Source organism: Paenibacillus monticola (genome assembly GCF_009664975.1).
GTDB classification, from domain to species: Bacteria; Bacillota; Bacilli; order Paenibacillales; family Paenibacillaceae; genus Paenibacillus_AQ; species Paenibacillus_AQ monticola.
On sequence record NZ_WJXB01000008.1, the window covers coordinates 23317 to 38150 of the forward strand.

At 47.8% G+C, this 14834-nt stretch carries 11 protein-coding genes; 6 read left to right on the forward strand and 5 right to left on the reverse strand.

Features of this window, described 5'->3' with window-relative positions; all coding sequences use genetic code 11:
* Positions 1-78: 78 nt before the first annotated feature.
* Positions 79-2382: a UvrD-helicase domain-containing protein gene (locus GJB61_RS19990; protein ID WP_154120802.1), complete on the reverse strand. Its 2304-nt coding sequence runs from the start codon at positions 2380-2382 to the stop codon at positions 79-81.
* A 236-nt stretch (positions 2383-2618) separates the two neighbouring features.
* Between GJB61_RS19990 and GJB61_RS19995 the strand changes: the two genes are divergently transcribed.
* Both GJB61_RS19995 and GJB61_RS20000 read left to right on the forward strand, forming a co-directional pair.
* Entirely contained in the window at positions 2619-3404 is a 786-nt protein-coding gene (locus GJB61_RS19995) for a DUF6492 family protein (RefSeq protein ID WP_154120803.1), read from the forward strand.
* 85 nt (positions 3405-3489) lie between these two features.
* A complete protein-coding gene (locus GJB61_RS20000; RefSeq protein ID WP_195724410.1) occupies positions 3490-4836 on the forward strand; it encodes a sugar phosphate nucleotidyltransferase in 1347 nt (448 codons plus the stop codon).
* A 152-nt stretch (positions 4837-4988) separates the two neighbouring features.
* On the opposite strand, the gene GJB61_RS20005 is transcribed toward GJB61_RS20000, so the two are convergent.
* Positions 4989-5852, reverse strand: a complete 864-nt coding sequence (locus tag GJB61_RS20005; RefSeq protein ID WP_154120805.1) for a Cof-type HAD-IIB family hydrolase — start codon at positions 5850-5852, stop codon at positions 4989-4991.
* A gap of 154 nt (positions 5853-6006) precedes the next feature.
* Here GJB61_RS20005 and GJB61_RS20010 point away from each other — a divergent pair, with 154 nt between their 5' ends.
* A complete protein-coding gene (locus tag GJB61_RS20010) occupies positions 6007-7248 on the forward strand; it encodes a DUF445 domain-containing protein (protein ID WP_154120806.1) in 1242 nt (413 codons plus the stop codon).
* 118 nt (positions 7249-7366) lie between these two features.
* On the opposite strand, the gene GJB61_RS20015 is transcribed toward GJB61_RS20010, so the two are convergent.
* Together GJB61_RS20015 and GJB61_RS20020 are read right to left on the reverse strand one after the other, a co-directional pair.
* Positions 7367-7693, reverse strand: coding sequence for a P-II family nitrogen regulator (locus tag GJB61_RS20015; protein ID WP_154120807.1), 327 nt, complete (start codon positions 7691-7693; stop codon positions 7367-7369).
* A 189-nt stretch (positions 7694-7882) separates the two neighbouring features.
* Positions 7883-8998 (reverse strand): glycosyltransferase family 4 protein, encoded by a 1116-nt coding sequence (locus GJB61_RS20020; protein ID WP_154120808.1) that lies wholly within the window; start codon positions 8996-8998, stop codon positions 7883-7885.
* Between the two features lie 208 nt (positions 8999-9206).
* On the opposite strand from GJB61_RS20020, the gene GJB61_RS20025 reads away from it, so the two are divergent.
* Positions 9207-9947, forward strand: coding sequence for a YheC/YheD family protein (locus tag GJB61_RS20025; protein ID WP_154120942.1), 741 nt, complete (start codon positions 9207-9209; stop codon positions 9945-9947).
* 2 nt (positions 9948-9949) lie between these two features.
* Here the strand turns inward: GJB61_RS20025 and GJB61_RS20030 are convergent, their stop codons facing one another.
* The gene (locus GJB61_RS20030) at positions 9950-10771 is read right to left on the reverse strand and encodes a hypothetical protein (protein WP_154120809.1); all 822 of its coding nucleotides are present in this window, start codon (positions 10769-10771) and stop codon (positions 9950-9952) included.
* Positions 10772-11065: 294 nt separating this feature from the next.
* On the opposite strand from GJB61_RS20030, the gene GJB61_RS20035 reads away from it, so the two are divergent.
* Together GJB61_RS20035 and GJB61_RS20040 are read left to right on the forward strand one after the other, a co-directional pair.
* Positions 11066-14197, forward strand: coding sequence for a PAS domain S-box protein (locus GJB61_RS20035; RefSeq protein ID WP_195724411.1), 3132 nt, complete (start codon positions 11066-11068; stop codon positions 14195-14197).
* Entirely contained in the window at positions 14194-14823 is a 630-nt protein-coding gene (locus GJB61_RS20040; RefSeq protein WP_195724412.1) for a C39 family peptidase, read from the forward strand. Before GJB61_RS20035 ends, GJB61_RS20040 begins: the two co-directional genes overlap by 4 nt.
* The last annotated feature ends 11 nt before the right edge of the window (positions 14824-14834 follow it).

The following is a 14834-nucleotide window of genomic DNA, read 5'->3' on the forward strand; positions in this document are numbered from 1 at the left end:
CTAAAACCCCTTACCGCAGCAAGTGTTTAGATTCGAGATTCATGAATCTTCGCATTGTTGCTGTAAGGGGTTTTTAGGTTATACCGGGACTACTCGACTGTCCTTCTCCATAGGAGAACTGCAGAGAGGGCAGGGCTTCACGGATAAATGATCCTCATCCCCGCCCGCTTTGACACGCGTCCAGCCAGGGCAGGACTTGCCGGTACATGTCCATACAGGAACCGTATGGGTTCTTACCGCTAAGGTTCTGCTGGCTGGCAATGTTCTTGCTGTGACAGGTCTGCTTCCATAAGCAAGTGTTTCGGAAGTAGCAGAAGCAGCAGAACGGAAAGCTGATAGCATAAAGCGGGAGACCTCGACTTTTTTGCCCCGATGCTGTGCAGGTGAGCTAATAAATAGCTCCTCCCGAGCTCTCGTAACGGCTACATAAGCAAGCCTGCGTTCTTCCTCCAGTGCCGCCATATCCACAGTTCCGCTGCTTCCAATCGCTTTTTTTCGATCCTTCAGACGATCGCCTTCCAGTGCAGAGCTATGCGGAAGAATACCCTCAGAAGCGCCAATTAGAAAGACAACCGGGAACTCCAGCCCCTTTGACTTGTGAATCGTCATCAGCGCAATCCGGTTACCCTGCTCATTGCTTCCAGGCAGGCGGTTATGCTCATTTCGCTCCGTAACATTGGCTATGAAATCAAGGAAGGCGGTTATGCTGTCGAAGCGCTCTGCTGAGGCTTCCAGCTCATCCAGCATTTCTTTTAAAGTCTCCCGATGCAGGGTCGCCTGAGAGCGTCCATTCGCCTCGATGAAATAATCATAGAATTGGGAACGGATCTGCCGGATGGCTTGCACGGGTGTGAATTCATGCAGATTTCTGATAAGATCGAGCCGTTCTCTAAGCTTGACGCCTTTGAAATCCTCCATACCTGGCATTGATAGCAGATGGATCATGGGCCCTTGCTTCGGCTGTGCAGTCTCCATCCGGCGGATGTGCTCCATGCCTTTTTCACGGTTCATATATAAGGTTGGTAGGATATTCTCGATAGCGGCAAAATCACGCCGGTTCACCGAAAGACGCAAATGGTCCACCACCGGGGAAATCAGCCAGTGCTCGTACAATAATTGGCTTGCACCATAATCGATATAAGGAATATCGCGCAGGAGCAGCAGCTCCAGAATCGCCCGGTTACTACTTGAAGCACGGTATAGCATAGCGAAGTCACTATATTCTCGTTTGCCACTGCCTACTTCGCCCAGAATATGCTCGACCATTTGCTCGGCTTCTTCGTCTGCCGTTTGCGGACGCATGTACTGGGGCTGGTTGCCGCCGAGCTTGGCTGCTTGCAGAGTTTTGGAGCGCCTCCGCTTATTGTGCCGGATAATTCCGTTGCCTAGCCCAACAATAGCGGGACTGGAGCGGTAATTGATATCCAGCGTAATCACCCTTGCTCCCGGATAAAGCTGCTCAAACTCCAGAATAAACTCGCTGCGTGCGCCGTTGAAGGAATAGATCGTCTGATCATCGTCTCCGACGACCATCAGGTTATGGTGCGGATGTGCGATCATCTTAACCAGCTCGTATTGCAGGGCGTTCGTATCCTGAAATTCATCGACCATGACGTATTGATACCGTTGTTGCAATTCCTGCAATAGCTCCGGCCGTTCCCGCAACATCTGATAGGCGATTAAGAGGACATCATCGAAGTCGATTTTGAAATGATCTATTTTCCATTGTTCATAGAGTGTCAGAATGGCTTTCATCTCTTGCTCGGCCATTGTGCCTTCCGGCAGATCTTTCAGCTCGCCCATATTCATTTTGAAGGAGGAGAGCAACGCCAAAAGGGTTTCCGGTGGATAGGCGTCCTTAGGCAGCCCCAGCTCACGCATAATCTGCTTCAGTAAGATATGCTGCCGGCGTGTCTCGTGGAAAATCTCCTGCTGCAAGCCCTGTCTGCGCAGGAAGTACAGGAAAAAAGAGTGGAACGTGCGGGCCTGCAGTCGGGCAGCGTCGCCTGAGCTCACCCCAGGCAGCAAGGCAATACGTTCGCGCATTTCTGCCGCGGCCTTGCTGGAGAAAGTCAGCAGCAGCAACTGACTGGCATGGATGCCGCGCACAGACAGCAAATAACCAGTTCGGCAGATCAGAACCGATGTTTTGCCGGAGCCAGCCCCTGCTAATGTCAGCAGAGGCCCCTTATGGTGCCGTACGGCAGTAATTTGGGGAAGGTTAAGTAGAATTCCACCCTCCTCCAGCCTGCGGAAATATGCCGAATCGTTCTCCTCCGGCTGAACCAGTTCTCTACTGGTCTGGGCGGAGGCTATCTTTGCTTTGGGTATTTGTTCTCCGGTCGCGCCCGGGGGGATATTATGAAATAACAACTTATTCAATGCATTCACCTTCAATAATTTCTTATGTTGATCATTTAGCCAATCTACAATATACCATCCCCGCCCTTTTACTGCACAATAAAGTGCGTATCTTGCCCAGAAAGGAGAGCTGCAACCACAGACGGGGAAGCTGTTTCCTCTTGTTAAAAAGGTTCTTTTTGTGAAGGCCCATGCCCTTTACCCTGCCGGCTCATATCTATAAAGCAAATTCATTAATCTGGAGATGAGATGAACGTATGTCTTTGCCCACTATAGATTTGCTGATCCCGGCAATTGAGAAGGACTTGGCCACACTTCCCTATGTTATTGACGCTGTCCGAGCACAGGTTAAACATCCCATTGGCCGTATTCTGATTGTCGCTCCCAAGCAGCAACGAATCCTGGATTTTTGTCATGCCAAGGGCTGCACATTTATTAATGAGAATTCAGTTCTGCCCCTGACCAAAAAAGATATCCATTACCGCTCCCGGACCTGGGAACGTTCGGGCTGGCTGTTCCAGCAATTGCTGAAGCTGAACGGTGACAAGCTATGTACGGCTGACTATTTTCTAGTCATTGATGCCGACACGGTCCTTATTGCTCCGCATCGGTTTCGTACAAAGGGGAAGACACTTTTTTACAGCCGCAACTGGAGCCAGCCTCAGTATTTTGCCACCTATAAGAAGCTGATGGGCCGTAAGGCGGCATCTAAATCCTCTTTTGTAACCCACTATATGTTATTTGAGCGCACCAAGCTGGCCCGGATGAAAAAGGAGATTGAAGCAAAACATCATATGCCCTGGTATTCGGCGATCCTGCATAGCATGGACCGTTCGAAACAGTTTGCCTTCTCCGAATTTGAGACCTATGGCAATTACCTGTATTCCACTGACCGTAGCGGAATGGCAATCAGGAAGGCCCTTAATAAGGGGCTCCACATGAATGTAGGCCAGCTCTCCAAGGCGCAGCGCAACAAGCTGGCGGAGAAGTATAGATCGCTTTCTTTTCATAAACGCAAGGGTTACGTCAGAACGCCGAAGTGAAGAGTTCGGATGAAGATGTGGTTGTCGAGGATATCCTATTTGACCGAAGCGGCGAATCTAGCATTTACGTAAGGGGGGATTGGACTTGCAGGTTGTACTCCTGTCCGGTGGATCAGGCAAAAGGCTGTGGCCGTTATCGAACGAGGTCAGATCTAAGGCCTTCCTGAAGCTTCTGCCTAAAGAGGGTGGTGGAGTGGAATCCATGATCGAGCGGGTATGCAGAGGGCTGGCGGAGGCGGGACTACTTACTTCATGCTGTATTGTGACCCACCGCAGCCAGGTCGAAATCACCCGTAAGTCTGTCGGTGGGGATATTCCTGTGCTGGCCGAACCACTGAAACGAGGAACGTTCACGGCCGTCGCTCTGGCGGCAAGTTATTTGCATTCGGTTCGGAAGATCCGGTCGGAGGAGATCGTAGTTGTGATTCCGGTGGATTCTTATGTTGAAGCTTCGTTCTTTAAAAGGCTCCAGCGGTTTCCCGAGGTGCTGGGCGAATCCGGAGCAGACCTGGCGCTGCTCGGGGCCGCTCCGCAATTCCCCTCCACACAATTTGGATATATTCTGCCCAAAGGTACTTCCAGCGGTAAGGAATATCTGCAGGTTGCGCAGTTCTCCGAGAAGCCAGATGAGGCTAGGGCTGATTATCTCATCTCCCAAGGAGGACTTTGGAACTGCGGCGTGTTCTCTTGTTCTCTGCGGTTCTTGCTCTCTTGTCTGGAGGGCAGAGGTCTTACAACTGTGTATCAAGAGTTGTTGGAACGTTATACTCAGCTGTCGGAGCGAAGCTTCGACCGTGAGGTGCTGGAGAAAACGGAACGTGCCGTTGTCATTCCGTACACTGGGCAGTGGGCGGATATCGGGAGCTGGGATGCACTAACTCCTTTTTTGCATGGGGAAGTCACGGGTTTAGGAACGATATCGGCAGATTCAGTGGACACACATCTGGTCAATGAGCTATCCTGTCCGGTGCATGTCATTGGTGCCCCGGGCTTAATTGTGGCTGCGGGTCCCGATGGTATTCTGGTTGCTGGCAAAGAGCAGGCGAAGCGGATTAAGGAGGAACTGGAAGGCCAGGTGATGCGGCCGATGATCGAAGAGAAGCGCTGGGGTTGCTCCCGCATACTGGATTGCACCCATACAGCCGAAGGTACCGAGATTACGACCTCCAAAGTCACGCTGCTGCCCGGAAGGCATACGAGCTACCACTTTCACCCGGACGCGCAAGAAATGTGGTCTGTGCTTTCCGGGAGTGGGGAATATATCATAGAAGGGATGGTTCATCCAGCTACCGCCGGAGATATGGTTACCGTACTTGCCGGGGCAAGACATCTCCTACGGGCAACGACACAGCTAGAATTAATTGTCGTAGAGATCGCCCTCTCTTCTGCCGCAGAGGATATTGTGCGTATAGCGGATAACTGGGAGGGGTAGAAACCTCGTCAAGCCGTGGTGTGAGACTGGAAGCATATACTTCCGGTCTTTTTTCAAAATATAAGAATTTTCACACGATAACTTATCCTTATATTTCAAGAAGAAACGGGTGCCGTCCATAAAAGGACGGCACCCGTTTCTTCTTGGCAGCCTTATTTCTGATTAAAGAGATATTGAAGACCGGCGGCCACCCCGTCCTCCTCGTTACTGAGAGTGACATATTCGGCAGTATCCTTAAGAATCTGCGCTGCATTAGCCATGGCAATTCTATAGGTGGCCATCTCGAACATCGGCAGATCATTATAGCTGTCGCCCATTACGGCTACATGATCCAGTGGGATGCCGTAATGTGCAGCCAGTTGGGCTACACCAGAGCCTTTGTTGGCCTCCTTATGATTGATCTCAATATTATTTACATGTGATGCTGTAATAATCAGTCCGGGAATCGCGGCAAATCGAGTAGAGGCTTCCTTCAGCAGCTCACGGTTCAGAGAGAAAGCCAGCGCTTTATAAATGACATTCTCATCTTTACTCCACACTTCCTCCATGTTCTCCACATAGGTTACGGAAGCCTGTTGGAATTGCTGGTCGATCATGGCTTTTAGCAGCCAGCTAACCTCCTCCGGTACTTCCTCATCACTGAGCGCCGCTAATTTCTCCAGCTTTACTCGCTTGTTCAGCTCCGCATAAACGTTATCTTCTGTGTAGACCTCATAATACAATTCCGGAATTTCGTTCATCCAGCGCAGAGCTGGAATGATATCTTCCTTGTTAAGCGGCTTGCTCGCCACCAGCGTCTTGTCAGGCATTGTAATGACTGCCCCGTTCAGACTAATTACAGGGCATTCCAGATCGACCAACCGCAGCTGTCGCTCCGCATCCATGTAAGAGCGTCCCGTTGCGATAACCACAATATGGCCCAGCTTCTGAGCTTGCAGGATCGCCTCACGATTACCGGGGCTGATATTTCCTTTCTCGTTCAAAAGTGTTCCATCCATATCCAAAGCAATCAGCATGATGTTGATATCTCCTTGTCGTGTGAAAGTTGTCCCCTTCAAGGGCAGTGAAAAGTATCCTTGTATCTTATCATTAATTGGCGACATTTTCAGAATGGAGTTCAGTCGTGGTACAATGTTTTTTGGTAGTTGTTATTCGTAAGGGGGAATAATCATGAAATCCAGAAATTTAGCCACGACTTCACTCGCCATTATGGCGATTGGCTTTCTGATCACACTTTTTTTGCCGGAAAATCTGGCTGTTATCCTACTCAGAGGTGGATTTGAAGCCGGTTTGGTAGGGGGGATTGCCGATTGGTTCGCAGTTACGGCGCTATTCCGCCATCCACTGGGCCTGCCTATTCCGCATACTTCTCTGCTGCTCAAGAACCGGGATAAAATCATTCAGTCGCTGATCTCCGCCATGGAGAATGAGTTGCTGAATAAGGAGAGCATTGAAAACAAGCTGCGTAAGGTTCGTATAGTGTCGCTTGGTTCCAAACTACTGACAAAGTTCTTCAGCAGAAAGAAGGCGAGAGCTGAACTGCTGCAACAGCTTAGCGAGTTTGTGCTTCGTCTTCCGTTAGAGAAGGCTGTGCCTTATATTCAAGCCGCAGCGGCAGAATACATTCGTGAAGCAGAGCTTGGAATATTCGCAGATAAGATTACGACTAAATTAATGAATGATGGCAAAGATGTAGCCGTCCTCGATTATGCATTAGCGGGAGTATCCACGTGGACGGAACGTCCTGAAACGAAGGCCATGTTAGGCAAACTTGCTAGTGAGAAGCTGTCTGAGGTGAAGCTTGGCGGATTTAAGGGGATGGCTTTTCAGGCTTTTGTCGGATTTACGGATGACGATATGCTAGGTGGAATGCTGCAAGGGATGTTGCAATCCGCTATTCGTGATTTCCGTGAGGAGGACAGTCCATATCGCGAGGAGGTCATCCGTGAAATCCGGGTGGCGCTGTTCCAGCTTGTGAGCGATGAGACAAGGTTGGCCTCGTTGAAGGAATGGGCATTGAACGAGCTGCAAAGCGAAGCCGTCACTGGCTTTCTGCAAACGCAATTGGAACAAATCCGCGACAAGGCAGTCACCATTGTAGAAGCGGACCAGGCAGCTGGTGGACGTAAGCTGTTCGGCCTTTATGCCATGCTTGTACGCCGTATCAGCAAGGAAGAACAGTGGATTCAGGGTTGGGAAGAGAGAATTCGTGCTTCGTTGATTAACTTTGTAGAGGCTAACCATTTCAGACTTGGCCTGCTGGTCAAGGAGAACTTGGATAGTATGGATGATGCCAGTCTGGTGAACATGCTGGAGGATAAGGTGGGCAAGGATTTGCAGTGGATTCGTGTTAACGGAGCTTTATGTGGTTTTGTTGTAGGTCTTGTTCTTACGGTTGTCCAACTGTTCTGATGCAGGATTAACCTAATCATGGAGAATAAAAGAAGGCAACGAAGTGTACCTGAGGACGTTTTCCCATGTACAGTTTTGATGCCTTCTTTTTGTTGCCTCATTTATGTTTTGATTCGGCCTACAGCTGATTCTTACCATTGCTAATGGTATAGGCCTCATGTACAGGCAATACGAATATTTTACCGTCTCCGAATGAGCCATGGTCTCCAGTTTTTGCAGTTCTCATAATAATACTGAGTACATCCTCTTTCTCATCATCCTGTATGACAATGATCAACAATTTCTTGGAGATTTGGTTATAGTGATTGTCTCCGACTTGGATCCCCTTTTGTTTCCCACGACCCAGTAAATCCATCTTACTAATGGATGGAAAGCCAGCAAGCATTAATTCAGCCATGACCTCATCAGCTTTCTCGGGTCTTACGATTGCTTTGATCATTAACATAATGATGCACCCTTTCTACAGCGAAGAATATGTGTATGGGGGTTGCCAATTTCATAGGTGTAATTATAAATGAATAGATGCGCTTAATGGCAACGTTTACAATATGAGTATAAATTTTCTGAGTGTTGAATCATGTGAATATCGTCACAATTTCGATGTTACAGAGTGTCGCATAGCTGCGGTAAAGCATTAAGACATGCTCTGCGATTGCGGCAAAAGAGACAAGTACAATGTCTCCAAACGTGCAGTCGTATACTTCCACTCGAAGGCCTGCAGTGCATCCATCCGGCCCTGCGCCCCAATCTTTGCAGCCAGCTTGGGATTGCGGCCTATGCGCAGTAAACATCTGGCAAAGGGTAGAGACTCACGGTAGCGTTGTACCAAATAGCCGTTATGCCCAGAGACGATAATCTCCCGAATCCCACCATTGCTCGAGGCAATGACAGGTAGTCCGGAGGCCATAGCTTCCACATTAACCAGCCCGAAGGATTCATGTCCTTGGGAGGGGCAGACGAAACAATCGGCGGCTTGATACAGACCGTGAATATCCTCATGGGCTACGTTTCCGAGAAAAGAAACTGATACGCCCAGCCGCCGGGCCATTAGCTTCAACTGCCGGATGTACGGCGCTTTCCCCTTACCAGCGATGATGAGATGAGCAGGAAGGCGTGTATTTAGACGCTGCATAGCCCGAATTAGCACGGGAACGCCCTTGCGGGGAATCACCCGGCCAACGAACAATACTGCAAAACCTGGCGGGAGCTGATACAGTCTGCGCAATCGCAGCTTCTCCGCAGCTAGTGCCGGTACGAATCGGGATAGATCAACTCCCAGAGGGACAATGCTGATCTTCAGATTCAAGCGGGGGAAACGACGGTCTAGCCTTTGCTGTAAGGAGCGGCTGTTGGCAATAACCAGATCGGCTCTGCTGAGGCTCCCGGCGATTGTGGCTTTAGCCGGTACAAAGGTTAATGAATGCAGAAATAACAGCACCGGAGTATGTGGCAGCTGTTTCTTAACAGCTGCCATCAGCAACGGGCGATTATCTACTTGAATCACATCGAACTGCTCTCCCTGAATGTAATTCAACACCGCTGATAGATAGCGGGATGGGCTGTCCGCAGGCAAACGGGTGATGGTTACTTGCTCCTCCTGAGTGGAGTCAGGAAGCCCCGGCATTCTCCGGCTTACAATAGTAACTCTATGCCGATGGGCGAGTGTTCTGGCAATTGCCCAGATGCAGATTTCTACTGAACCATCTCCGGGAACCGGAAACTGTTCCGGTGCAATGATACAAATATGCATGGCTCATGCCTCCTTGATCTCAGTTACCCTCTCTATTACCACCATATGCGGCTTCTTAGGCTGAAGATACAGTCTGGAGCGCGGAGCAGGCGAACACCTCATTCCATTAGTACAGCAGAAGCATAAAATACTAAGGGTTACTGAGGTCGAGACACTTATTGAGGGACAGGAGAGAGTGCAATTGGGAACAAAGCCAAAGTCAGGAGTAATGAGTAAATGGATTAAGACCAAGGTATTGATGCAGAGCTCGGAAATTTCGCCGCTGATTCCGGAGACAACAAGATTCACTAAGTCCCATTTAAGAAATATGCTCCTTAAATACGGGATGGTCTATGTTAAACCGGAATGCGGTACCTATGGCAATGGAGTGATGAGGGTCGAACAGACCAGAGAGCAGAGCAGGACAGCCTACAAGTATCAGAGCGGTACCAAGATTAAGAACTTTGAAGCCTTTGAAGCCTTCTATCAATCGCTAAAGAAATCGACTCATGGACGCAGTTACCTGATCCAAAGAGGGATTTCTCTACTGAAGCACGGGGGCCAGCGTTTCGATATTCGTGTAATGGTCCAACTTAGTCCGCGTGGCAAATGGGAAACAACGGGCCTGATCGGTAGAGTAGCGGAGCGGGGCAAGATTGTTACTAACTATCATAGTGGTGGTAAACCCACTGCCGTTGAGAAGCTGTTAGCGCCCCATTTAAATTCTGCACAGCAGGCTGAGGTACTCCGAAATCTGGCTAAGCTTGGACGGGATGCCGGACGTTTCTATCACAAGAAATACCCAGGCTTTAAGCAAATTGGTGTGGATGTGGGATTGGACCGCTCCATGACTCCCTGGATTATTGAAGTGAATACCAATCCTGACCCGTACATCTTCAATCAGCTGGCCGATAAGAGCATGTACCGTAAAGTGATGTCTTACCGTCGAGCGCAGAATAAGAAGTCATAATTCTATAAGCCAATTTGCTTACTTGTAGTTGAAATGACAATTGTAACTTTTTGCTCTAATTCAATGATTTTTTGTTTGCTTGCTGAGATCTGCCCATAACCGGACAAGAGTGAGGATAGGGATTGTGAGGTTAACGTTGGACTTTGCTTGCGAATAGCGGCTTTAAAATCACTCCAGTCGGCAGAAAGCCGTTTATTTAGTGAAGTGACTATACTTTTTTGAGACTTGATCGACGTTTGAGGACTTTCAATACCACTTAAGGTTTTACGAGCGGCGGCGATTTTTTTAGTGCGGGCATCTTTGGCTACCTTTAGCTGGGCTTGCTTGCCACGAATGTCTTCACGGGCTAGCTGAACTAGGATCTTCATGGCATCTCCTTGGGCGTTCAGCACGGTATTTAAGGTTTTGTCCTTGAGGCTTTTGGCAATGGTAATGCGGCGGCTAAGCGCACTGTATTGATCAAACAAGGGCTGATAGCGCTGCTTTGTATGGTTGACTGTTGTTTCCAGCCCGTTCACTTTGGAGGAGTCAATCTCCTTGATATGCTGACGTACGATAATCAAAGCCTGTTCATTATTGTAGTGCAGCGTCCGGATTTGTTCCTCCCGGCTGTCATATTGTACCTTTAGCGTGGATAAATCGCTGTAGAGTCCGTTTAACTTGACCCTTACAGAGCTCTCTGCACTTGCCGCAGTCAGATCAAAGGCCGCTTTAATAGATGGTGTTAATTCAATGCTAGACGAAGAAGCAAGGACTTGCACCCGGGATACCAGCATGAGCAGAACCGACAGCAACACCATGGTAATAGTCTTAGATTTAATCATTTCTATCCTCCCCTTCATTCATATCATCGCAACAAAAAAAAGCACCCGCAGCAAAGGCAAAAAGCCTTTGTTACGGGTGCTTCCAGCGTAACAGGTCACGAATAATATATTGCTTATACTATAATCCGACCTCGTATAATCGTCAATATTTATAATTTTGATTGTTGAACTTTAATAGAGCATTTGCACATTTCTTTCCTTGTTTCTCTTAACGTATACTGGGTTAAGATAATGAAAAGTTGAAGAGACTGCTTAAGTAATAAGTGGATCGCGCATGAAGGAGGCCTGGTAGAAGTGGATAACTTGGCAGAGAACGATAGTATTCTGGATCAAGCGTTCATGAAGTCTCCGATGGGAATGGCTGTACTAACATCGGAAGGTGTATGGGTCAAGGTTAATCCTGCATTTTGCAATATCATCGGTTATACGGAATCCGGGCTTCTTGGTGGTACTCTTTTCTGTGGGAAAGATAATCAGCAAGGTCAGCAGGGAGGCCTTACCTTTAAAGAGATAATGGATGATCTACTGCGTTCTCCTGGTGTTAACAGCATAAAGGAACAACGCTTTATTAATCAGGCAGGACGTCCGGTATGGCTTTCACTTACTTTCTCATTAGTTGAAACGGGCCAAGCCTTTACAAATATAATTGTGTATGCCCAGGACATTACAGACCACAAAATTGCCGATCAGCTAACGGTGGATAGCCGTGATCTGTACGATTTATTTATAAAAGATGATCAAAATATTATTTCGTTTACGCTGCCTGATGGGATCTTCAGCTTTATATCCCCTTCCAGCCTATCTTTGCTTGGATATTCGCCGGAGGAGATGATCGGAACGAGCCGGCTGGATTATTACCACCCTGAAGACGTTGAAGAAATGAAGCATTCTGCCTTTATTTTGTCGAACGATACCTTAGTCCGCCGTCTCCGACACAAGGAAGGCCACTATATATGGCTGGAGATTTCTTTTCATGTAATAAGAGGTAGGAATCTTGAAATTACACGTATTATGGGCATCGGCCGTAACGTGACAGAGCGTCAGCAGATGGAGCAGCAATTGCGGGAGAGTGAACGTAATTTTAGACTAATGTCAGAGAATTCGCTGGATTTAATCTCGCGAATTGCAATGGAGGATAGTCTTTTCTTGTACTGCTCTCCAGCGAGTCGAGCGCTGCTTGGTTATGAACCAGAGGAAATGCTTGGAACTAGCGCATACACTTACCTTCACCCGGATGACTTGATTATGCTGATCAAATTTATGGAACAAAGCGAACAATCCGGATTTATTCCGCCTATATCCTTCCGTTATCGCCGCAAGAACGGCACCTATATCTGGTTGGAGACGAACAGCCGTTATATTTATGATGAAGATGGCAATATCGTCGAGATTATTGCTGTCGCCCGAGATATTACAGAGCGTAAGCAATTCGAGTCGAGGCTTCAAGAGAATGAACAGCGTTATAAATCGTTATTCGAATATAACCCCTCGGCTGTGTACTCTATGAATTTACAAGGGGACTATTTAACGGCGAATGCTAATCTGGAGAAGTTGACCGGGTATTCTCTGGATGAACTAATTGGTATGTATTTTGGTCCTGTTGTGCATGAGAAGGATATGGTCAAGACACTGGATCATTTTAAGCTGGCAGCGCAAGGGCATCCGCAAAGCTACGATCTCACCCTCATTCATAAAAATGGAGATTCGGTGGAAATTAATACCATCAATATTCCGATTATTGTGGACGGCCAAGTAGTAGGCGTATATGGAATTTCCCGAGATATTACAGAGTTCAGACGATATACTGAACAAATTGAAAAGCTAGGCAATGATTATACGCTGATCTTAAACGCAGTATCAGAGGGCATATTCGGTCTCGATATTGAAGGTAAGGTGACTTTTATTAATCCGGCGGGAGCGAACATGCTGGACTTCGAGTATGACGAAATTATGGGTCGTCTCTATTTGAATCATATTCAACAGACTACACATAACGGTATTCATTACCGTCCGGAGGATTCGCCACTTATACAGGCCATTCAGGCTGGAAGCTCTTACCAGAGTAAAGATGCTGTTCTGTGGCGTAAAGATGGCGCCAGCTTTCTCGCTGAATGTCAGGTTACCCCGCTGTTTGATAAAGGAGAGCGTATTGGTGCAGTCGTAGTGTTCCGCGATATAACGGACGAGAAAGAAATTATCCGGGCCAAAGAATCTGCGGAACAGGCCGACCAGACTAAATCTGAGTTTCTGGCCATTATGAGCCATGAGCTGCGGACACCCATGAACGGAATTATGGGTATGACAGATCTGTTGGCAGATACGAAATTAGATGAAGAACAGCGCGGGTATACGGATATTATTAGTCAGAGCAGTAATTCATTGCTGTATATTCTGAACGAGGTTCTGGATTTCAGTAAAATCGAGGCCGGTAAAATGACGCTTGTGCACGAACAGGTGGGTCTGCAAGCGGTATTAGAAAGTGTAACCGAATTATTCTCGGCAAAAGCGTTGGAAAAAAATATTCGGCTATCTTGCACCATTGCTGTCGACGTTCCCCTGCTGATTAGGGGGGATTCAGCGCGGCTGCGCCAAGTGCTGGTTAATCTTGTTAGCAATGCAGTCAAGTTCACAGAACAGGGCAACGTTTGCATTCACGTAGAAAAAGAGCCTTGGCCCTACATGAAGAAGCAGGCTTTAAAGTTTAATGTCAGAGATACAGGGATCGGTATTCCAGCCGAGAAGCAGAATCTGTTGTTTCAGTCGTTCTCGCAGCTGCATCCGTCGCTTAACCGTAAGTATGGTGGAACAGGCTTAGGGCTTGCCATCTGCAAAAAGCTCGTGGAGCTTATGGGTGGAGCGATTGGAGTGGAGAGTAAGGAAGGTAAAGGCTCAAACTTTTATTTCTCATTGCCAGTCCATGCTGCAAGTAACTATGAGGACTGCGGAGAAGAGGTAACAGCTACGGCAGATATAATCATAGATAGAGACACTGATTTAGAAGTAGTCTTGCTTAAAGATAGCCTTCCTTCGCCTGCAGCCAAATATGGACCGCTGCGAATTCTAATTGCTGAGGATCATCCAATTAATCAAAAGCTACTACTGACAATATTGCAGAAGTGGGGGTATCAGGCAGACTTAGTGGAGAATGGGGAACAAGCACTGCAGGCGGTTCTGTTAGAGTCATATGACCTTGTGTTTATGGATCTGCAGATGCCGATAATGAGTGGAATTACGGCGGCCGCCCTAATCAGGGATAGTGTTCCGCAGGAACGCCAGCCCGTTATCGTCGCAGTGACAGCGTATGCTAGAAGTGAAGATCAAGAGCAATGTCTGGCAGTAGGGATGCAGGATTTTATCAGTAAGCCTTTTCTTGCCGCGGAGATTGAACGGATATTACAGCAGCGATGGGAGAAGATATCTATATGAAACCTGGACAGTCCCATCATAAGCTGACCGTAGAACCTTACACGCAATGGGAATCCGGTGTGGCTTCACCCGCCTCTGCTTGCGGTCCAGCAACGATGGCGGCGTTAATGGAATATTGGAGTACTCGTCTGGGAAAGCATTTTATTAGCGGGAAAAGTCATTTTTATTCCAAAGCGGAGCATATTAATCACATGTATAGTCAACACGGGGGAACTCCTTGGGGAATGAACGTGCACGGCTTTATAAGAGGAATCAAAGACTACATAGGAGCTTCTTCTGCACCGAAGGAACGGTACCAGCTTTCGCTAACTGCCTTCAATGATATGAACAGATACATAGCGGAAATTGATGCGGAGCGGCCGGTAGCTATCAAATTCGACAAGTGGTTCACTTTTCGCTGGAGAGGGAGATATGCTTACGATTATCATTGGGTGCTAGGAATAGGATATGAGACATCTGTGGAAGGCGCTGATCCTATCCTCATTGTTCTTGATAATGGTGTTAAGTATAAGGATGGAGGCTTTGCTCCCAGTAAAGAACGGCGCATCCCCTTTTCTGCTAATAAGGGCATCATTACGATGGTAGCTCTGAATATCATAGAAGCTAGGGAATTGAAGGGAAAATAATTAGTTCAAAC

Excerpts from the sequence above, each read along its gene's own strand:
- GJB61_RS19995 (WP_154120803.1), top strand. The coding sequence starts at position 2,619 with ATGTCTTTGCCCACTATAGATTTGCTGATCCCGGCAATTGAGAAGGAC.
- GJB61_RS20005 (WP_154120805.1), bottom strand. The coding sequence starts at position 5,852 with ATGCTGATTGCTTTGGATATGGATGGAACACTTTTGAACGAGAAAGGA.
- GJB61_RS20040 (WP_195724412.1), top strand. The coding sequence starts at position 14,194 with ATGAAACCTGGACAGTCCCATCATAAGCTGACCGTAGAACCTTACACG.
- GJB61_RS20020 (WP_154120808.1), bottom strand. The coding sequence starts at position 8,998 with ATGCATATTTGTATCATTGCACCGGAACAGTTTCCGGTTCCCGGAGAT.
- GJB61_RS20015 (WP_154120807.1), bottom strand. The coding sequence starts at position 7,693 with ATGTTAATGATCAAAGCAATCGTAAGACCCGAGAAAGCTGATGAGGTC.
- GJB61_RS20025 (WP_154120942.1), top strand. The coding sequence starts at position 9,207 with ATGAGTAAATGGATTAAGACCAAGGTATTGATGCAGAGCTCGGAAATT.
- GJB61_RS20010 (WP_154120806.1), top strand. The coding sequence starts at position 6,007 with ATGAAATCCAGAAATTTAGCCACGACTTCACTCGCCATTATGGCGATT.
- GJB61_RS20030 (WP_154120809.1), bottom strand. The coding sequence starts at position 10,771 with ATGATTAAATCTAAGACTATTACCATGGTGTTGCTGTCGGTTCTGCTC.